This is a genomic window from Streptomyces roseochromogenus subsp. oscitans DS 12.976 (assembly GCF_000497445.1).
Lineage (GTDB): Bacteria > Actinomycetota > Actinomycetes > Streptomycetales > Streptomycetaceae > Streptomyces > Streptomyces oscitans.
Window position 1 is genome coordinate 3,968,736 of the sequence record NZ_CM002285.1, and the last position, 17,274, is coordinate 3,986,009.

The 17,274-nt window shown below is 70.8% G+C and carries 21 protein-coding genes and 2 pseudogenes; 11 read left to right on the forward strand and 12 right to left on the reverse strand.

Features of this window, described 5'->3' with window-relative positions; translation table 11 throughout:
- Positions 1-23 precede the first annotated feature (23 nt).
- Positions 24-574 (forward strand): annotated as a pseudogene (locus M878_RS66830) (NsdA family TPR-like regulatory protein); the annotation flags it as partial.
- A 36-nt stretch (positions 575-610) separates the two neighbouring features.
- Positions 611-1,111, forward strand: coding sequence for an NUDIX domain-containing protein (locus tag M878_RS66835; protein ID WP_023547585.1), 501 nt, complete (start codon positions 611-613; stop codon positions 1,109-1,111).
- A gap of 327 nt (positions 1,112-1,438) precedes the next feature.
- Here M878_RS66835 and M878_RS99910 read toward each other — a convergent pair whose 3' ends face one another.
- Genes M878_RS99910 through M878_RS66855 form a run of 5 tightly spaced genes read right to left on the reverse strand, consistent with a single transcriptional unit; the run spans position 1,439 to position 5,169 of the window.
- Complete coding sequence (locus M878_RS99910) at positions 1,439-2,122, reverse strand: hypothetical protein (RefSeq protein ID WP_342452753.1); 684 nt, start codon at positions 2,120-2,122, stop codon at positions 1,439-1,441.
- Positions 2,065-2,187 (reverse strand): hypothetical protein, encoded by a 123-nt coding sequence (locus M878_RS000000101040; protein ID WP_023547587.1) that lies wholly within the window; start codon positions 2,185-2,187, stop codon positions 2,065-2,067. Before M878_RS000000101040 ends, M878_RS99910 begins: the two co-directional genes overlap by 58 nt.
- A gap of 23 nt (positions 2,188-2,210) precedes the next feature.
- Positions 2,211-3,545: a Dyp-type peroxidase gene (locus M878_RS66845; RefSeq protein WP_023547588.1), complete on the reverse strand. Its 1,335-nt coding sequence runs from the start codon at positions 3,543-3,545 to the stop codon at positions 2,211-2,213.
- Positions 3,546-3,596: 51 nt separating this feature from the next.
- Positions 3,597-4,607, reverse strand: a complete 1,011-nt coding sequence (locus M878_RS66850; protein ID WP_023547589.1) for a hypothetical protein — start codon at positions 4,605-4,607, stop codon at positions 3,597-3,599.
- A 10-nt stretch (positions 4,608-4,617) separates the two neighbouring features.
- Positions 4,618-5,169: a hypothetical protein gene (locus M878_RS66855; RefSeq protein ID WP_245238115.1), complete on the reverse strand. Its 552-nt coding sequence runs from the start codon at positions 5,167-5,169 to the stop codon at positions 4,618-4,620.
- Between the two features lie 230 nt (positions 5,170-5,399).
- On the opposite strand from M878_RS66855, the gene M878_RS66860 reads away from it, so the two are divergent.
- The 3 genes from M878_RS66860 to M878_RS66870 all read left to right on the forward strand — a co-directional run bounded on the left by M878_RS66860 (position 5,400) and on the right by M878_RS66870 (position 7,281).
- Positions 5,400-5,678, forward strand: a complete 279-nt coding sequence (locus M878_RS66860; RefSeq protein WP_031225129.1) for an SHOCT domain-containing protein — start codon at positions 5,400-5,402, stop codon at positions 5,676-5,678.
- A gap of 156 nt (positions 5,679-5,834) precedes the next feature.
- Complete coding sequence (locus M878_RS66865; RefSeq protein ID WP_023547592.1) at positions 5,835-6,086, forward strand: hypothetical protein; 252 nt, start codon at positions 5,835-5,837, stop codon at positions 6,084-6,086.
- Positions 6,087-6,096: 10 nt separating this feature from the next.
- Complete coding sequence (locus M878_RS66870; RefSeq protein ID WP_031225131.1) at positions 6,097-7,281, forward strand: SPFH domain-containing protein; 1,185 nt, start codon at positions 6,097-6,099, stop codon at positions 7,279-7,281.
- Here M878_RS66870 and M878_RS66875 read toward each other — a convergent pair.
- Positions 7,278-8,348: an EamA family transporter gene (locus tag M878_RS66875; RefSeq protein ID WP_023547594.1), complete on the reverse strand. Its 1,071-nt coding sequence runs from the start codon at positions 8,346-8,348 to the stop codon at positions 7,278-7,280. The two genes, M878_RS66870 and M878_RS66875, sit on opposite strands and share 4 nt — an antisense overlap.
- A 78-nt stretch (positions 8,349-8,426) precedes the next feature.
- Between M878_RS66875 and M878_RS66880 the strand changes: the two genes are divergently transcribed.
- The gene (locus M878_RS66880; RefSeq protein WP_037730683.1) at positions 8,427-9,326 is read left to right on the forward strand and encodes a LysR family transcriptional regulator; all 900 of its coding nucleotides are present in this window, start codon (positions 8,427-8,429) and stop codon (positions 9,324-9,326) included.
- Between the two features lie 39 nt (positions 9,327-9,365).
- On the opposite strand, the gene M878_RS66885 is transcribed toward M878_RS66880, so the two are convergent.
- The 3 genes and pseudogenes from M878_RS66885 to M878_RS94385 all read right to left on the reverse strand — a co-directional run bounded on the left by M878_RS66885 (position 9,366) and on the right by M878_RS94385 (position 10,634).
- On the reverse strand, positions 9,366-9,905 hold the full coding sequence (locus M878_RS66885) for an MBL fold metallo-hydrolase (protein ID WP_245238117.1): 540 nt from the start codon (positions 9,903-9,905) through the stop codon (positions 9,366-9,368).
- Positions 9,799-10,122 (reverse strand): annotated as a pseudogene (locus M878_RS99915) (MBL fold metallo-hydrolase); the annotation flags it as partial. The gene M878_RS66885 and the pseudogene M878_RS99915, both read right to left, overlap by 107 nt.
- Positions 10,123-10,238: 116 nt before the next feature.
- Positions 10,239-10,634, reverse strand: a complete 396-nt coding sequence (locus tag M878_RS94385; RefSeq protein ID WP_342452720.1) for a M55 family metallopeptidase — start codon at positions 10,632-10,634, stop codon at positions 10,239-10,241.
- 75 nt (positions 10,635-10,709) lie between these two features.
- Between M878_RS94385 and M878_RS66890 the strand changes: the two genes are divergently transcribed.
- Positions 10,710-10,985, forward strand: a complete 276-nt coding sequence (locus M878_RS66890) for a hypothetical protein (RefSeq protein ID WP_023547598.1) — start codon at positions 10,710-10,712, stop codon at positions 10,983-10,985.
- A gap of 201 nt (positions 10,986-11,186) precedes the next feature.
- Positions 11,187-12,941, forward strand: coding sequence for a phosphatidylglycerol lysyltransferase domain-containing protein (locus tag M878_RS66895; RefSeq protein ID WP_023547599.1), 1,755 nt, complete (start codon positions 11,187-11,189; stop codon positions 12,939-12,941).
- A 73-nt stretch (positions 12,942-13,014) separates the two neighbouring features.
- On the opposite strand, the gene M878_RS66900 is transcribed toward M878_RS66895, so the two are convergent.
- The 3 genes from M878_RS66900 to M878_RS66910 all read right to left on the reverse strand — a co-directional run bounded on the left by M878_RS66900 (position 13,015) and on the right by M878_RS66910 (position 15,805).
- A complete protein-coding gene (locus M878_RS66900) occupies positions 13,015-14,424 on the reverse strand; it encodes a sensor histidine kinase (protein WP_023547600.1) in 1,410 nt (469 codons plus the stop codon).
- Positions 14,425-15,147, reverse strand: a complete 723-nt coding sequence (locus M878_RS66905; RefSeq protein ID WP_023547601.1) for a response regulator transcription factor — start codon at positions 15,145-15,147, stop codon at positions 14,425-14,427.
- Positions 15,148-15,325: 178 nt separating this feature from the next.
- Entirely contained in the window at positions 15,326-15,805 is a 480-nt protein-coding gene (locus M878_RS66910; protein ID WP_342452721.1) for a hypothetical protein, read from the reverse strand.
- A 124-nt stretch (positions 15,806-15,929) separates the two neighbouring features.
- Between M878_RS66910 and M878_RS66915 the strand changes: the two genes are divergently transcribed.
- From M878_RS66915 to M878_RS98365, 3 genes are all read left to right on the forward strand, one after another.
- Positions 15,930-16,268 (forward strand): YnfA family protein, encoded by a 339-nt coding sequence (locus tag M878_RS66915; RefSeq protein WP_023547603.1) that lies wholly within the window; start codon positions 15,930-15,932, stop codon positions 16,266-16,268.
- A gap of 61 nt (positions 16,269-16,329) precedes the next feature.
- Positions 16,330-17,097, forward strand: a complete 768-nt coding sequence (locus M878_RS66920; RefSeq protein WP_023547604.1) for an SDR family NAD(P)-dependent oxidoreductase — start codon at positions 16,330-16,332, stop codon at positions 17,095-17,097.
- Positions 17,097-17,273 (forward strand): hypothetical protein, encoded by a 177-nt coding sequence (locus tag M878_RS98365; protein WP_023547605.1) that lies wholly within the window; start codon positions 17,097-17,099, stop codon positions 17,271-17,273. Before M878_RS66920 ends, M878_RS98365 begins: the two co-directional genes overlap by 1 nt.
- The last annotated feature ends 1 nt before the right edge of the window (position 17,274 follow it).

A 17,274-nucleotide genomic window follows, 5' to 3' on the forward strand; every position in this document is an offset into this window, starting at 1 on the left:
GCCGCGAGGCCGGTGCTCCGCGCGACCTCGTCGAGGGCGCACTGACCCGCGGCCTGGGCCGCGTCGACGGCCAGACCGAGGCGCTGCTCCACATCACCCATGCCCGCGCGTACGCCGCTGTGGGCGAGAAGCCCGCAGCGGCCCGCGCCCGCCCTGCTCGCCGCCGAAGATGCCCTCCTACGCGACGACGGGCCCACAACCCAGTTACTCCCGCGTCAGCGGCCCGGCTGCCGGCACCGTGGCCAGCCACACCGCCCGCACCTTGACCGACCTAGCCGACCACATCGGCACCGAGCAGCAGCACCGAGACGCCCTGGTCCGCTGGGACCCACAGAAGTACAAGCGCGTCCACGCCCTCACCTACGCCGACCTCGGCGACAGCCTCGCCGCCCAAGCCCGAGCCGACGAAGCCGTTGCCGCCTGGTCCCAGGCCCTGTCCCTCATGGAGGGCATGACCTCGGACCGCACCCGCAAGGCGATCACCTCGCGCCGTTCCACCCTCGCCATCTACCAGCGTCGCAGAGTGCCCGGAGCCGCCGAACTCGCCCGCCGCGCACGCGAAGCACAGGCCTAAGCTGCCCACCAACCGGCCGACGAAGGGACGCCAACCGTGGCTCAGCCGAACACCGACGACCAGCCCAAAGCCCTCAAGCCCGCCCTCGAATCCATGACCCTGCTGGTCGCCGCCGTCATCGTCCACGACAAGGCCACCAACCGCGTCGTCCTCCTCCAACGCAGCCAGAACGCCAAGTTCGCCCAGGGCATGTGGGACCTGCCCGTCGGCAAAAGCGAGCCCGGCGAGCCGATCACCGAGACCGCCGTACGCGAGCTGTACGAAGAGACCGGCCTGACCGTCAAGCCCGAGGCCCTGAAGGTGGCCCACATCATCCACGGAGCCTGGGGCGTCGAAGCTCCCAACGGCTTCCTCACCGTTGTCTTCACCACGCACGAGTGGACCGGCGAACCGGAGAATCGCGAACCTCGCAAGCACGCCCAGGTCTGCTGGCGCGACGCCGACGCCATCCCTGAGGACTTCGTGGACACCACCGCCAGTGCCCTCCACCGATATCTCACTGGAGGGCCGGAAGTCTCCCTTGACGGTTGGAGCTAGCGCGGTGCCAGGGCGTAACTTGTCTAATCACGATCCGCATCTCGAAGCTACTCAAGCGCTGCCCCGCGTTCAAAGAAAAACAGGCCCTGAGACACGTGCCCGGTTTGAGTACCAAGATGAGTGCATAGCGCTGACACTGCTGGAACACTTCGGCGCTGACCTGCGGGATGTTCTGGTCGATTATTCCACCGACGTGATCGGGACCGCGTTTTGATCGACCTCCACTCAGCATGGAAGGCTGGACGACTGCTGCTGCAGAATGCGGAAAGAAGTGAAGCGCGCACGATTCCTGCGAACCCCGAAAGGCGGTTGATCTTCGGGGGCGAATCACTGGCGCCTGCTGAGCAGTGTGGCGACCGGGAGGGCCGCCGCCAGGCCGCTGAGGAGGATCGCGGCGAGTGCGCCCAGGACGGCGGGCTGGTCGGCGAAGGCGAGGCCGATGGCGGCCAGGGCGGGGCCGGCGTTGCGTACCGAGGCGACGCCTCCCAGGGTGGTGCGGCGTGTCGTCGGGCCGGTGGCCAGCAGTGTTCCTGCGGCGAAGGCGAACACGGCGAGCAGGAAGCCCGCGAGGAGGGCGAGTGAGCCGAAGAGGGCAACGACGTCCTGCCAGCTGCCCGGCAACATGCCCGCCAGCACGATCAGGAAGGTGATGTTGGAGACCGCGGCTGTCGTGGGGTGCCATGACTGTGCGGTGGGTTCGGCGTAGCGGCGTATGAGCAGGCCGATGGCGAAGGGGACGAGTTGCAGGAGCGCGACCGTCCGTACGAGCGCGCCGACGTCGAGGGAGACCTTGGTGCCGATGTCGGCGGCGGTGAGGACGGCGTTGACGGTGGGGGCGAAGGTGAGGCTGCCGACGGAGGCGAGCAGTACCTGCATCGCCGCGCCCGCGACGACGTCGCCCTGCTGCACCGTCGCCAGCTTCGCTCCGAAGGGGCCGCCCGGGGACGAGGCGATCAGGATGAGGGCGATGAAGGAGGCCGGGGGAGGCCGAACAGCGCGCCGATGCCCCAGCCGAGCAGGGGAATGACCACCATGTTGGCGATCAGCGCCAGCAACAGGAGCGGGACGTCGGCCAAGACGCCGCGCTTGCCCGCCTCGTTCAGTCGTGAAGGTCCCCGAGCCAGCGCAGGGCGCTCAGGCTCGGCAGGAAGCAGTACTCGCCTCCTCGGGTGACGACGAACCGGGGCAGCGGCGCGAGGCGGCGGCGCAGAGGCCGCCGGGGGATGGTGTAGCCGGTCCGCCCGTCCGCGGCTCCGACGACGGGGTCCTTCGTGTCACCGGCCCCGAAGAAGACGGCGTCGTTCATCCACTCCGACTGGACGAACTCGAACTGCCGGCCCAGATGGGCTCCGATGAACGCGAACATCAGACCGCGGTCCACTCCGTCGTCGTCCATCGCTCCCTCGGGCAGCGGCGGACCGTAGACGGCGCCGCGCCGGATCATGCGGTGCAGCCGTACCTCCCCGGCCACCGAGGCGTCGCGCGGGTTGGCCCGGCGTATGTGGCACCCGCCCGGGGTGATGAATCCCGCCGGGTCGTCCTGCTCGTACAGGAAGGTGTTACGGCGGTGGGGGTCGGCGCCGAGGGCCGGGGCGTCGTGCTCCGGGGCGAGGGCCAAAGGGGCACCGCTGCGCCAGCGGCCCATGATCTTCGCCGCGATCAGTTCCTCGTCCTGGGCGTCGGCGGAGTTGTCCCTCAGGTAGCGCCTGAACTCGGCGACGTTCTGGTGGAGTTTACGGAAGACCGCGTAACTGCCGTTGTGCCCCAGCACGGTCGGCTGCGGTGTCCGGACACCGCCGATCTCATCGGGGTAGCCGAGGACGAACTCCCCGCTCTTCAAGGGCACTTCCCACTCATTGGAACCTGGAATGCCACTGCCTTCGACGGCGGGATGGCTGACGCCGTCGAGGTAGCCGAAGTGTTCCTTCCCGGTGGGCAGTGCGTAGCAGTCCTGCCGCCAGATCGCTGTCACGCCGGGGAGGCGGTCGTAGGCGGGACGGGCGCGGTCGATGGCCGCCTCCAGACGTGGAGCGTCGGGAGCGATGGCCGTGATCACCACATGGACGTCGGGCGTGCCGAGCGGGGATTCCCAGTGCTGTGGGCTGCTCGCCCCCTCGTCGCGCAGCGCTCGCGCGCGGGCCGCCATTCCCTGCCGGAACTCCCAGGCGAACGTGTCCAGCGAGGCGCGCGGCACCCCCAGCGCCTCCAGGCCCCAGCACGTGACGGCGACGCTGACCCAGGTGTCCCCGAGGGGGCTGGAGGAGTCGGCGGCCGAGGTCGCCGCCGCGCTCGCCCGCCGCATCAACTCCCGTCCCTGGGAACGGTCGTCGATGCGGAAGACCAGGTACGTCGCCGCGTACGGGGTGGGGCGCGGGCTGAGGACCCCGCGCTGAATGTCGTCGAGTTCCAGTGTGACGTCCGTGGGTGCGCACACGTCGGCCTCCCTGCGGCATCGCTATGAAATGCATCGCTATGAAATGCATGGCTATGAAACGAGGTTGCGCCAGAAATTCCGGAGGCTGTCGTCGGCGCCGAAGAGCGTGCTGAAGATCGTGGAGTCGGCCAGCAGCACGTCTGCCGCGCGGTCGTCGCCAGGGGGCATCCACAGGAACATGTTGAACTCGGTGTTCCCGTCGTCGGTGAACGGATGGGGCCGGGACGTGTCGATCGGCTGGCGGGCCAGCACATGGATGGCCTTCGGCTCGTCGGTCGTCACCGCGTAGTGCGGCAGGTGCATGTGGAAGTTGAAGTTCGTGACTCCGTTCAGCCATCCCTTCTCGTCCAGATCCCTGTTGGTCGACAGCGGGGCGATCCGGTTGTCCTCACCGGTGGCGGGACGGAGCCCGTACTGGTTGATGACCGGCACGCCCAGGCCCTTCATCACGTCCCTGACGTAGGTGGCGAACCGCTGCTGACGGGGCACCAGGGGATCGCCGTGGTGGCGGTACTCCACTTCCCGCACGGACAGGTCGTCCGACGCGCCGACGTCGTGATGGGGCCCCAGGACGAGGCGGGCGTCCTCCCGGGCGAGGAAGGCACGCAGGGCCTCGGTCTCGCCAGGCTGCGCCTCCTGCCCGGTGATCATGTGGTCCAGTCCGAAGACGAACAGGACGTCCGTGTCGGCCAGCACCCGCTCATCGAGCGGGGTGTGGAAACCGGCTTGGTCGATGCGCTGGTACACCGGGACGGGATGTCCGGTGACCTCCTCGGCGAAGTCCTGGAACGGCACCCAGGCCCAGAAGAACAGCTCCAGCGATCCCCCGATGCCCTGCTGGAACTGACAGGGGTCGGACCACTTCGGGTCCTCGTAGGCCGGCCACGCCACCCGCCGCACCTCGGTCATGGTGGAGAACCGGTTGTCCAGCTCGGCCGCGTTCCGGCCCGCCTCGGCCGGATAGCTCCACGAGACGTAGATGCTCGCACGGCGCCCGCCAGGGGTGTACTTCCGGGGAACGTGCCGCTGGTTGTAGGTCCGTGCGGTTCTGGCCTCACTCATGGCCCAGCCCTCACTGCATCTGGTCGAGCATCTCGGACAGAGCGTTCTTGATCCGCAGGGCCTTCTTGATCTCGTCCGCCGTCACATACGGATACTCTCCGTATTCGATGAAGCTCGGACAGTGGTGTTCCCGTACGAAGCGCACGAACGCCTCCGGGTTCGTCCGCCAGTCCTCGGGAAACCCTTCGAGGTTCTCGAAGGTGGTGCTCACGCCCGACTTGCTGAACAGCGCGACGGCGTCCTCGGTGTACTTGTCGAAGTCGGTGTCGAAGATCCCCTGATACATGAAGCGGGTGTCGTCGTCGAAGAGGACCCAGCGCAGGTAGTGCAGCTTCAACGGTGCGAGAAGGTACGGATCCTGCTCCAGGGCCTTGGCCAGGGTGTGGCCGTGCTCCCGTATCGCGCCGGCCCTGCCCGGTTTGACGTTCGCGATGATGGTGAAGCCGTAGCAGGCCGGAGTTCTCGGAAAGACGGGGCCGTACTTCCCCTGTTCCAGGTGGTCGGTCTCCTTGGGGATGACGACCGCCTGCGGCTTGATCTCCATGTCCGCTTCTCCCGCCATCCAGTGGCCGGTACAGATCCATTTTGCCGCCCGGTCACTGGACGCGCCCGCTGGACAGGAGGAGACCGGGCCCTGCGCGGCGCCGGCCGGTCTTGCAGCCGTCCCGGAACCCGTCGGCCCCCTCTCGCTCGGCGTGCGGCGAGCCGCTCCCCGCCCGGACCGGCGTGGCACGGGGGCCGGGGCGGGCGGAAGATGGGGTGTGGGATGCCTCCGGGAGGTGAGCTGTGGTGATGTACGGGCACTACGGGCACGGCGGCTGGGTCTGGATGGCCTTCCTGCCGCTGCTGTGGATCGCGGTCATCGGGCTGGTGGTCTGGGCCGTGGTCCGTCTGACGCGGCGCCCGGCCGGCCGGGGCGACGGCACGGAGCGCGGATGGCTGCCCGGAGAGACACCGAGGGAGACACCCGAGGAGATCCTCGACCGCCGCTTCGCCTCGGGCGAGATCGATGCGGACGCCTACCACGAGGCGCGCAAACATCTGGCCGCCTACCGGCCACGACCGAAGTGAGCCCCGGCGGCCGCGTCCGAGGCCGACCTGCGGACCGGTTGGCAGGCTGCTCACCCTGGCGTGCCCCGGTTCCGCTCGGCCACCACCCCGTTGGGTCCCGGCTCAGCTGGGTCTATCGTCTGAGTTCCGGGGTCAGGACGAGGAGGACGGCCGGTGATGCCGCAGGACGAGGCCGTGGTCGGCTGTGTGGGCAAGGTGGTCATCGGAACGCGTGGATCCGCGGGCCCCGGCGAGGTCCTGGTACGGGTCCGGGGCGGCTCCGAGACGTTCCTGGCGTGGTCCGAGGATCCCCTGCCCACGGGCGCAACGGTCCTCGTGATCGAATCACGGGGATGCCGCGAGGTCGGCGTCATCGAGTGGGTGGATCCATTGGACGCGCTCGGCGGCGACACCGCCGGCGCAAGCTGAGGAGTAGAGCATGTTCGGATACCGCGTTCCCGCTCCCGACGAGGCGATGTTGATCTCGGGTGGGCGACGGGGACTGGGGGGCGCGCCGTTCCGAGTGGTGACGGGGCACGGCAAGTTCGTGGTCCCGTTCTTCCGAAAGACCCGCTTCCTTTCCCTGGCGATGTGCGAGGCCGAGGTCACCGAGACCTGTGTGACCAAGCAGGGCATCTCCCTGCACGTCCGCGCCGTCATCGCCTTCAAGGTCGGCAACGACCACGAGAGCATCATCAACGCCGGCCAGCGCTTCCTCTCCGACCAGGAGCAGATGTCGGTGCTGACCGGCCGGATCTTCGCCGGCCATCTGCGGGCCATCATCGGCTCGATGACGGTCGAGGAGATCGTCACCGAGCGCCAGAAGCTCGCCGCCGAGGTCCTCGACACCTCGAAGACGGAGATGGCGAAGATCGGCCTGATCGTCGACTCGCTGCAGATCCAGTCGATCGACGACGGCGACACCGGCTACATCGACGCGATGTCCGCCCCGCACAAGGCGGCCATCCAGCGGCAGGCCCAGATCGCCCAGGCCCAGGCCACCCAGGCCTCGGTCGAGGCGCAGCAGGAGGCGGCCCGCAAGCAGGCCGAGTACGCCCGGCAGACCGCCATCGTCAAGGCCGAGTACTCGGCCGAGGTGGACCGCGCCCAGGCCCAGGCCGCGCAGGCCGGACCGCTGGCGCAGGCGCACGCCCAGCAGGAGGTGCTGGACGCCCAGACCGAACTGGCCCAGCGCCAGGCCCTGTTGCGCCAGCAGCAGCTGGTGGCCGAGGTCGTGAAGCCCGCCGAGGCGGAGGCCGAGCGGGTCCGGATCCTCGCCGCCGCCGAGGCCCAGCGCATGAAGATCCAGGCCGAGGCCGCGGCCTCGTACGACCGGGTCGCGCTGGACCGGATGCTCATCGACCAGCTCCCGCAGATCGTGAAGGAGGCGGCGGGCGGCCTGGCCGGCGCCAACGTCAACGTCCTCAACGGCGCGGACGGCCTCGGCGAGATCGCCGCGGGCCTGGTGTCCCAGGGCCTGACGATCCTCGACTCGGTCCGGCAGAACCTGAACGGCCAGGAACCGGCCGAGCGCCGTCCCGAGGAGACCAAGTCCAACGGCCTGCTCCAGTTGCACTCGGGCAAGGACCAGCGGTCGGACGACGGTCCGGTCGACGTGGACTAGTCGCTCCGCGGGTTGTCCCGCGAGGGGTTGTCTTTCGTCTGCGGCACCGCCGTGACCGGTCGCTCCCCCAAGTTCTCGGCGTTCTCGGCGATTTCGGCGTTCTCGGCTTCGCTCGAACCCGGGGGGACCCCCATCGCGACGGCAGCCGCGGACCAGGCTCCCGTCGCACCGGGTCGGGGGGAGAGTCGGGGGCCGGGTTGCCGACTTGGTCGCGGACTCAGCTGTGCGGCCACCAGCGCCGTCAGTGCGAGGACGAAGCCCAGGGTCTGGGGGAAGCTCAGTGACTCGCCCTGGGCGATGCCGATGACGGTCGCGACCAGCGGGGACAGCAGCACCAGCGGTGCCGACGCGGCGACCGGCAGTCGGCCGATCCCACGGAACCACAGCGTGTAGGCGATCAGTCCGCCCATGCTGCCGAGCCACAGATAGCCGCCGGCGGCGCCCGCGTCGATCCGTGGCGGCACCCCCTCGACCGCCAGCGTGAGCGGAAGCAACAGCAGTCCGCCGACGGCGAGTTGCCAGCCGGCCAGGGTCAGCGGGCCCACGTCCGCCGGGCGGCCCCAGCGCTTGGTGAGGACGACGCCGCCGGCCATGGTGGTCGTATGGCCGAGGCCGGCGAGCACGCCTACAGCGTCCAGCCGGGCCCCCGGTCCGAGTACCACCAGACCCACTCCGAGCACACCGAGCACGCCCCAGGTCAGCCGCCAGGCCGTCGGGCGGTCGTGGAGCGCCGCGAGGCCCAGTCCTGCGACCAGCAGCGGCTGGGCGGCGCCGAGGGTGGCGGCGACACCCCCGGGGAGGCGTTCGGCGGCCACGAACAGCAGGGGCATGGCGCCGATGTTGAGGACGCCGAGGACCACGGTCTTCCACCACCACTCCCCGCGCGGCAGCACCCGGGTGAGCGCCAGCGCGAGCAGCCCGGCGGGCAGGGACCGCATCAGGCCCGCGAACAGCGGATGCCCGGGCGGGAGCAGCCGGGTGGTGACCACGTAGGTGGTGCCCCAGGACGCGGGCGCGAGCGCGGTCAGCAGAACGGTGGTCGTCGCCTGCGCCTTGTAGCCGTGCATGGGGGAAGTCTCGGCGGGACATGCTCATGATTTCAAAGCATGGTTGTCATCACAGTCATGAAGGAGAACGATCGATTCGTGGATCTGCAGCAGCTGCGTTACGTCGTCGCCGTCTCCGACACCCTGAACTTCACCCGCGCCGCGGAACGCTGTCAGGTGGTGCAGTCCGCGCTGAGCCACCGGATCGCCGCGCTGGAGCGGGAGTTGGGGGTGCGGCTGTTCGCCCGGTCCAGTCGGCGGGTCGAACTGACCGATGCCGGCGCGGCGTTCCTCGTCGGTGCGCGCGACTGTCTGGCCGCCGCCGAGCGTGCGGTGGCCGACGCCGCCGCCGCGACCGGTGTGGTGCGCGGGCGGCTCGCGGTCGGCGTGATCGTGACCACGGCCGCCGTCGACGTACCCGAGCTGCTGCAGCGGTACCGCGCCCAGCACCCCGACGTCCAGGTCGTCCTGCGGTCCGGGCGCAGCGACGAACTGGCGGCGGCGATCCGCGCCGGGGAGCTGGACATCGCCTTCCTCGGTCTGCCGGAGGGCGAGCGGCCGGCCGGTCTGGAGACGGTCGTCCTCGACCACGACCGGCATGTCCTGGTGGTCCCGGCCGGGCACCGGCTGGCGGGCGCCGCCCGGGTCACGCTGGCGGAGATCGCCGGGGAGACATTCGTGGACTTCGTGGCGGGGACGCCCGCCCGCGCCCAGTCCGACCGGGCGTTCGCCACGGCGGGTCTGGCCCGTGACGTCGCGTACGAGGCGGGCGTCGTGGAGCTGATCACCCGGCTGGTCGCGCGCGGGCTCGGCATCGCGCTGCTGCCGTCGGCGTTCATCCGGCCGCTCGCCGCCGACGACCCGGGCCTGGCCCTGGTCCCGGTGGCCGACGGGCCGCGCCGCCTGGAGTATCTGGCGTGGAGCCGCTTCAACCCCAGCCCGGCCACCCTGGCGATGCTCGACGTCCTCGGGGTCCGGGCACGGCCGGCACGGTCCTGACGCGCACCGGAGACCGTCAGCGACGCGCACCGGAGACCGTCAGCAGGGCCGGCGCGCGTAGGCGCCGGCCAGGTCGCGCAGCCGATCGGGACCGAAGGGGCGGCCGTGGCCGGGAAGGACGACGCGGACCCCCAGGTCCACGAGACGCTCAAGGCGCGCCAGGCTGCGGCGGTAGGCGGGCGGGTCCGACTCGGGCAGATCGTCGATGAGCTCGCCGTCGTAGAGCACGTCGCCGGTGTACAGCGCGCCGGTCCGCTCCTCGTACAGGGCGATGCAGCCCGGCGTGTGGCCGGGCAGATGGAGGACGGTCAGGGTCCGGCCGCCGACGGCGAGGGTGTCCCCGTCCAGGAGGGTGCGGGTCACCGGCAGCGGGTCTACGCGGTGGGTACGGGGGTCGTAGCCGGGGTGGGGCAGCGCGTCGATCAGCAGGTCCGGTACGGGCGCCCCGCCGGCGTCGATACCGAGGCGCGCGTACAGCTCGGGGCCGTACAGACTCGCGGGCACGCCCGCGGCCAGCACCTGGATGCGCGGCGCGCTCGCGGAACTCCTGGGCGCCGCCCACGTGATCCAGGTGGGCATGGGTGAGGACGACCAGCGGATCCCGCTCGAACAGGCGCGGCAGGTGCCGACGCAGGGCGGCCACGCCGAGTCCCGCGTCCACGACGAGGTCCCGGTCGGCGCCACGCAGCCACCACAGGTTGGCCCGCAGCAGTGGATGGACATGGGGTTCACGGATCCGTACGACGCCGTCGACCGGTTCCGTCAGCTCGTACCAGCCGTTCACGCAAGCAGTCATGCGCGGGATCCCACCAGGGTGACCGCGGGTCCGGCGAGAGGTTCACCGTGGGCCGAATGCTGGCGTACAGATCCCGGTACCGCTCGTCCAGGAACAGCATCCGGTTGGGTGGGCCGTCATCCCCGCACACGCCACGTCGTCACCCGTGGGGGCCACCATGGGCATCCCCGGCGCCGTCGCGTGGGCGAGCCCGATCTCACCCACCGGCCGCCCGTCCAGCCACGTGTCCTCGGTCTCGTGGCCCACTCGTGGCCCATGAAGCTGTGACTGAGGACACCCGGGGCGGCGGCCCGGGAGGGGTGGCCGACGCCCAGCACGGCGTCGTACTCGCTGGTCAGGCCCTCCAGCGTGCCCGTCTGCCCGGGCTTGCCCCGTACCAGTCGGACGGCTGGGTGCAGCGCCTCGGGCAGTAGATTGCGAACGGGCCGCCCGGCTGGACGTCGTCGGCGTCGACGAGCCCGGTGACGCCTTCCATATCGACGCCGAGGCGGACACGCACGCCTCGACGCCATCGGACCCTACGTATTGTAGGTTCCCAACCGCCAGCGGCCGCAGGGCTGTTCCATCGTCCGTTCACCGGGGGATCCATGCAGGACATGAATACGGAGGCCGATGCGGAGGTCCGCCTGCGCAGTCTCGCGCCGACGCTGACCCTGCTGGTCGTCAGCCTCCTCATCGCCGCCGTCGGCGTGTACGAGCTGTGCGGCTTCGGTCTGCACAGCCTCGACCGGCGCCCGCACCTGTTCAGCGACGGCCTCGCGACCGGCGGGGTGATCGTCGCCGTGGTCGCGGCCGGCGCGGCGGTCGGCAACCTGGCCTGGCATCTGATGGCGGCCCGGAGCGGCAGGGAAAGGGCCAGGTAAGAGACGTACCAGAGGAAGGGGCAAGGTAAGAGAAGATGCCGGTACGCTCCCGTTACACAGGCATGCCACCCTACAAACTGTAGGGTGGATGTTCCCCCCGTCCCTCTGCACCCAAGGTGACCAGTCACCATGCCCGCTCAAGCGTCGACCCAGACCGAAGCGAAGGTCCCCCGTCAGCGTGGTACGCGCCCCGCTTTCCCGATGCCCGCGCCCAGCCCGCGGCTGCGGGCCGGGGCGGCCGCCGCCACCGTGTGGTACCTGCGGCTGATCGCCGTGTTCAACATCATCGCGGTGATGTCGCTGCCGTTCCGCAAAGAGGTGCAGGAGCACAACGACGGCAAGCTGTTCACCGCCCGCCATGTGCACGCGCACACGCACCACGCCGGCCAGTTCTTCACCCCGTACCTGGCCACCGCGGGCCTGGCCTCGGCCGCGGCGGCGATCTTCCTGGCGCTGGTGATGCGCCGCGGTAAGCGGGCCGCGTGGGTGGTCAACATGCTGCTCGCCGGCCCCCTCTTCGCGCTCTACGTCCTCGCCCTCACCCAGCACCCGTTCCGCGACCACGTCTTCAACTGGGTCTCCACCGCCCTCACCGGTCTCTTCGTGGCCGCGCTGGTGATCGGCCGCCGGGAGTTCAACGCCGTCGGCGATCCCTCCAACCCCAAGCTGGCGCTGGCCGTCGGCGCCGGCGGGGTCCTGCTGACCGGCGGTCTCGGCACACTGCTCGTGCACGCCACCAACAAGCTGCCGCACGCGCCCCTGCTCGAAGAGCTGGCCTACACCCTGCTGCGCGGCATCAGCGTCGGCCCACTCGCCGACCGGGTCGACTCCGTACACGCGCCCCGCTGGGTCGACATCATCATCAACATCCTGCTCGCGGCGGCCTTCTGCCTGGTCCTGTACGCCTGCTTCCGCTCCCCGCGCGGCCGCAAGCTGCTCACCGACGAGGACGAGGAGAAGCTGCGCGCGCTGCTCGCCAAGCACGGCGCCCGTGACTCCCTCGGCTACTTCGCGCTGCGCCGCGACAAGGCCGTCATCTTCTCCCCCACCGGCAAGGCGGCCGTCACCTACCGCGTCGTCGGCGCCGTCTCCCTCGCCTCCGGCGACCCGATCGGCGACCCCGAGGCCTGGCCCGGCGCCATCGAGGCCTGGCTCACCGAGGCCCGCCGGCACGCCTGGACCCCGGCCGTCATGGGCGCCAGCGAGGAAGCCGGCACCATCTACGCCCGGCACGGCCTGGACGCCCTCGAACTCGGCGACGAGGCCATCGTGGACATCGCCGACTTCACCCTCGAAGGCCGCGCCATGCGCGTGGTCCGCCAGGCCCACAACCGGGTCAAGCGGGCCGGCTACACCGTCCGCGTCCGCCGCCACGAGGACATCCCCGCGGACGAGATGGCCCTGCTCGTCAAGCGCGCCGACGACTGGCGCGACGGCGCCACCGAACGCGGCTTCTCCATGGCCCTCGGCCGCCTCGGCGAACCGGCGGACGGCCGCTGCGTGATGCTGGAGTGCCGCGACGCGAACGACGAGCCGCGCGCCCTGCTCAGCTTCGTCCCCTGGGGCGAGCACGGGCTCTCCCTGGACCTGATGCGCCGCGACCGCGACAGCGAGAACGGCCTGATGGAGTACATGGTGGTGGAACTCCTGCTTCAGGCAAAGGAGTTGGGCATCAAGCGGGTGTCGTTGAACTTCGCGATGTTCCGCTCGGTCTTCGAGCGCGGCGCCCGCCTGGGCGCGGGCCCCGTCCTGCGCCTGTGGCGCTCCACCCTCACCTTCTTCTCACGCTGGTGGCAGATCGAGTCCCTGTACCGCGCCAACGCCAAGTACCGCCCCGTCTGGGAACCCCGCTTCCTGCTCTTCGCCAAGTCGAGCGACATCCCTCGCATCGGCCTGGCGAGCGCCCGCGCGGAGGGCTTCCTGGAGCTGCCGGGAATGGGCGGGCACCGGTCGTAGGAGGGCGCGGGGGCGGGAGCGCCGACACGCTGCAGTCCCGGGCCACGGCGCTACCCGCCCACCGTGAAACCCGCTACCCGCCCACCGTGAAACCGATGACCGCCCCGCCGCCCTCGCGCCGAAAGGCGAACGGCGCTCCGCCATGCGCCATGGCAACCTCCCGCACGATGGACAACCCCAGCCCGGACCCCGGCAGAGACCTGGCGTCAGCGGCGCGGTAGAAGCGGTCGAAGATCCGGATCAGGTCGCCCTCGGCGATACCGGGCCCCCGGTCCAGCACCTCCACCCGCACCGGGCTCGTCCGCGTCGGCCCGGCGATGTTGACCTCGATCGGCGCCTTCCCGGCCCGGTCGAACTTGGCCGCGTTCTCCACCAGGTTGGACATGGCCCGCTGCAGCATCCCGGGCCGCCCGTCGGTCGTCGTGTCGCCGCTCGTCCGCAGCACGATCTCGCGTCCGGTACGACGTCTGGCGAGCCCCACGACCTCCTCGGCGATGTCGGCGATGTCCACCCGCTGCGGCGGCTCGGTGTCGGACTGCCCCGCAGCGAGGTCGACCAGCTCATTGACCAGGTCGGTCAGTTCCCGCGCCTCCTGGCCGAGGTCGGCGACCAGTTCGTCACGCGTCGCCGGCGGGAGTTCGTCGATGCGCCGGAGCAGCGAGATGTTCGTCCGCAAGGACGTCAGCGGGGTACGCAGCTCGTGCCCCGCGTCCTGGACCAGGCGCCGCTGGTCCTCCTCGGACTGCGCGAGCCGGCCGAGCATCCGGTCGAAGGCGCGGCCGAGCCGCCCCACCTCGTCCAGCCCGGCCACCGGCACCTCGATACCCAGCCGGCGGGTGCGGGCCACGTCCTCGGCGGCGGAGGTGAGGATCACCAGGCGCCGGGTGATCCGGCGGGCCAGCCACCACCCGAAGAGCCCGGCCGCCACTACGACCGCCGCCATCAGGATCAGCGTCCGCTGCTGCAGCGTCCGCAGCAGATCCTCGGTGTCACTGAACTCCTGCGCGACCTGGACCGCGCCCCGCCCGTCACCGAGCGAGACGGTGGCGATGCGGAACAGGTCCCCGTCCACCGGTACGTCCTTGTGCTGGACGACCTTCCCGGCGGTCGTCGCGAGCGCCATGGCCTTGTCACGGGAGGTGACGGGCAGGCTCGGATTGCCGTGGTCCACGATCTGGCCCTGTGCGCCCAGCACCTGCACATCGGTGCGGGCGGGCCGGACCAGGTCGTGCCCGGGGCGGGAGGAGGAGAAGTCCTCCGGGACCATCTCGTGCTGCCGTACCTCGTCCCGGACATCCTGCACGACCTGCGAGAACACCGACTGCTGGTCGACGCGGACCAGCCGCGCCGCGCTGCCGTACGACAGGATGCCGACGAGGATCGTGACGGCGGCGGTGACGGCCGCGAAGGAGACGGCGAAGGTGGTGCGCAGGGAGACCAGCTTGGGCCGGCCCGGGGCCAGCAGCCGCCGCAGGCGGCCCACCTAGTCCTCCCGCAGCACGTAACCCACGCCTCTCACGGTGTGGATCAGCTGCGACGCACCGGGCTCGTCGAGCTTGCGGCGCAGATAGCCCACGTACACGGCGAGGTTCTTCGAGCCGGGACCGAAGTCGTAGCCCCAGATCCGGTCGTAGATCGTGGAGTGGTCGAGCACGATGCCCGCGTTGCGCACGAGCAGTTCCAGCAGCTCGAACTCGGTGCGGGTCAGCTCCAGCTCGCGCTTGCCGCGCCAGGCCCGGCGGGCCTGGAGGTCCATCCGGATGCCGGCGGCCTCGACCTGCCGGTCGGAGATCTGCACGTCCCGCCCGCCGGTCTCGGCCCCGGACCCCGCGCCGCTGGCGGCGGGAACGGGGCTGGTACGGCGCAGCAGCGCCCGCAGCCGCGCGAAGACCTCTTCCACGTCGAACGGCTTGACCACGTAGTCGTCGGCGCCGGCGTCCAGGCCCGCGATCCGGTCGGCGGTCTCCACCAGTGCGGTGAGCATCAGGATCGGGGTGCGGTCACCCTCGGCGCGCAGCACCCGGCAGACCTGGAGGCCGTCGATGCCGGGCATCATCACGTCGAGCACGAGGACGTCCGGCGGCGTCGTGTGGGCCTGCGCCAGCGCTTCCACGCCGTCGGCGACCGCCGTGACCTCGTACCCTTCCAGGGTCAGGGCACGCTCCAGGGCGTGACGGATGGCACGGTCGTCTTCAGCGAGCAGCACAGTCTGGGGCACATACCCAGTCTGCCAAGGCCGCCGCCCGTTCGGCCGGGACGGGCGGACCTACGATCACCCTTTTTACCGCCCTCTCACCGTCACACGGGCAACCGGAATCAGGCACCTACCGTCTTCTCACCCCGCCCGAGCGCCGAGCCGGGCGAGCCCCGCGCAACGAGCTCCCTCAGAACGCGTACGCGTCCCCGGTGTTCAGCACGAGCACCCTCAGCCGGTCGTTGCCCCGGTTCTTGTCCACCGCGCCGCCGCCCCACGCCGTGTCCGTCTCCAGCCTGACCTCCGACGGCCGCCCCTTCAGCCGTACCGCCACGGTCAGCCGCTCGCCCACCCCGTTCACGGCCAGCGCACCCGTCCCGCACACCACCGTCCGCACGTCCTCCCGCGCGCACCGGGCGGGCAGCTGCTGCGCCTCGGCCAGCGCCACCGACCAGCGCAGCCGCACGGTCGCGCCCGGCACGGCGGCGGGCCCGTTGTTGCGCGCGGTCAGCCTCACCTGCACCCTGTCGCCCGCCATCACCACGGTCCCGTGAAAGGCCAGGTCGGCCTCGGGCGCGGGCGCCGGAGCGGCCACGGCGGCCCCCGGCACCACGACCACACCGGCACAGGCCCCCACGACAACCCAGGTCCACATCCGCACGCCGCTCACCACCCAACACTCGCGATCCGACTGCCGTACGGATGTATGCCACGCGACCCGGTCACCAGGCGCCGTCCATCAGGTGACAAGGGGCCCAGGAAGGCCAGGCGCGGCCCCGTGCCAAGCTGCTGCCATGTCGATCCTCCGCTCCGCCGCCCTGTTCGTCGTCGCCGCGATCTTCGAGATCGGCGGCGCCTGGCTGATCTGGCAGGGCGTACGCGAGCACCGGGGCTGGCTGTGGATGACCGGCGGCGTCCTCGCCCTCGGCGCGTACGGCTTCGTCGCCACCTTCCAGCCGGACGCCCACTTCGGCCGCATCCTGGCCGCCTACGGCGGGATCTTCGTGGCCGGCTCACTGCTGTGGGGCGCGGTCGCCGACGGCTACCGCCCCGACCGCTGGGACATCGTCGGGGCGCTGATCTGCCTCGCCGGGATGGCAGTGATCATGTGGGTGCCGAGGAACGGCGGCTGAGCCTCACTTAGGCTGGACGAAGCACGCCACCGGACCACTCGACCGACCACAGGAGCAACCCATGGCCCCGGCCCCCGCGTCCCGCATAGCGGTAGTCACCGGTGCGAGCAGCGGTATCGGCGCCGCCACGGCCCGGCAGCTCGCGGAGGCCGGCTACCGCGTCGTCCTCACCGCCCGCCGCAAGGACCGTATCGAGGCGCTGGCCGAGGAGCTGACGAAGGCGGGCCACTCGGCGACGGCGTACCCGCTGGACGTGACGGACCGCACGGCGGTGGACGAGTTCGCGACGGCCTTCCAGACGATCGGCGTCCTGGTCAACAACGCGGGCGGCGCCCTCGGCGCGGACCCGGTGGCCACCGGCGACCCGGCGGACTGGCGCACGATGTACGAGACGAACGTCATCGGCACCCTGAACGTCACCCAGGCCCTGCTCCCGAAACTGGTGGCGAGCGGCGACGGCGTGATCGTCGTGGTGTCCTCCACGGCCGGCCACGGCACCTACGAGGGCGGCGCCGGCTATGTGGCCGCCAAGCACGGCTCCCACGTCCTCGCCGAGACCCTCCGCCTGGAGATCGTCGGCCAGCCGGTCCGCGTGATCGAGATCGCCCCCGGCATGGTGAAGACGGACGAGTTCGCCCTGACCCGCTTCGCCGGCGACGAGGCGAAGGCGGCCAAGGTCTACGCGGGCGTACCCGACCCCCTCACGGCAGACGACGTGGCGGAAACCATCACCTGGGCGGTAACCCGCCCCAGCCACGTCAACGTAGACCTCCTGGTCCTCCGCCCCCGCGCCCAGGCGTCCAACACCAAGGTCCACAGGGAGTTGTGATGCCCGGCTCTCCCGAGACCCCCGACTCCGCCGCCTCCCCGGAGAACCTGGAGCAACGCCGCCTGGCCCAGGAGACCAAAGACGAGCGCAAGGTCTGGTACTTCCTCGGCTACTTCCTCTTCGGCATCCACATCGTGGCCTTCGTGATGATCTACGCGGTACGACACGGTCACTGAC

Bases quoted from the DNA above. Each gene is read 5' to 3' on its own strand.
- M878_RS66850 (WP_023547589.1), bottom strand. From the start codon at position 4,607: ATGAGTGAGGCCAGAACCGCACGGACCTACAACCAGCGGCACGTTCCC.
- M878_RS66855 (WP_245238115.1), bottom strand. From the start codon at position 5,169: ATGGCGGGAGAAGCGGACATGGAGATCAAGCCGCAGGCGGTCGTCATC.
- M878_RS66860 (WP_031225129.1), top strand. From the start codon at position 5,400: ATGTACGGGCACTACGGGCACGGCGGCTGGGTCTGGATGGCCTTCCTG.
- M878_RS66865 (WP_023547592.1), top strand. From the start codon at position 5,835: ATGCCGCAGGACGAGGCCGTGGTCGGCTGTGTGGGCAAGGTGGTCATC.
- M878_RS66870 (WP_031225131.1), top strand. From the start codon at position 6,097: ATGTTCGGATACCGCGTTCCCGCTCCCGACGAGGCGATGTTGATCTCG.
- M878_RS66875 (WP_023547594.1), bottom strand. From the start codon at position 8,348: ATGCACGGCTACAAGGCGCAGGCGACGACCACCGTTCTGCTGACCGCG.
- M878_RS66885 (WP_245238117.1), bottom strand. From the start codon at position 9,905: ATGCCCACCTGGATCACGTGGGCGGCGCCCAGGAGTTCCGCGAGCGCG.
- M878_RS94385 (WP_342452720.1), bottom strand. From the start codon at position 10,634: ATGGCGTCGAGGCGTGCGTGTCCGCCTCGGCGTCGATATGGAAGGCGT.
- M878_RS66890 (WP_023547598.1), top strand. From the start codon at position 10,710: ATGCAGGACATGAATACGGAGGCCGATGCGGAGGTCCGCCTGCGCAGT.
- M878_RS66895 (WP_023547599.1), top strand. From the start codon at position 11,187: ATGCCCGCGCCCAGCCCGCGGCTGCGGGCCGGGGCGGCCGCCGCCACC.
- M878_RS66915 (WP_023547603.1), top strand. From the start codon at position 15,930: ATGTCGATCCTCCGCTCCGCCGCCCTGTTCGTCGTCGCCGCGATCTTC.
- M878_RS66920 (WP_023547604.1), top strand. From the start codon at position 16,330: ATGGCCCCGGCCCCCGCGTCCCGCATAGCGGTAGTCACCGGTGCGAGC.
- M878_RS98365 (WP_023547605.1), top strand. From the start codon at position 17,097: ATGCCCGGCTCTCCCGAGACCCCCGACTCCGCCGCCTCCCCGGAGAAC.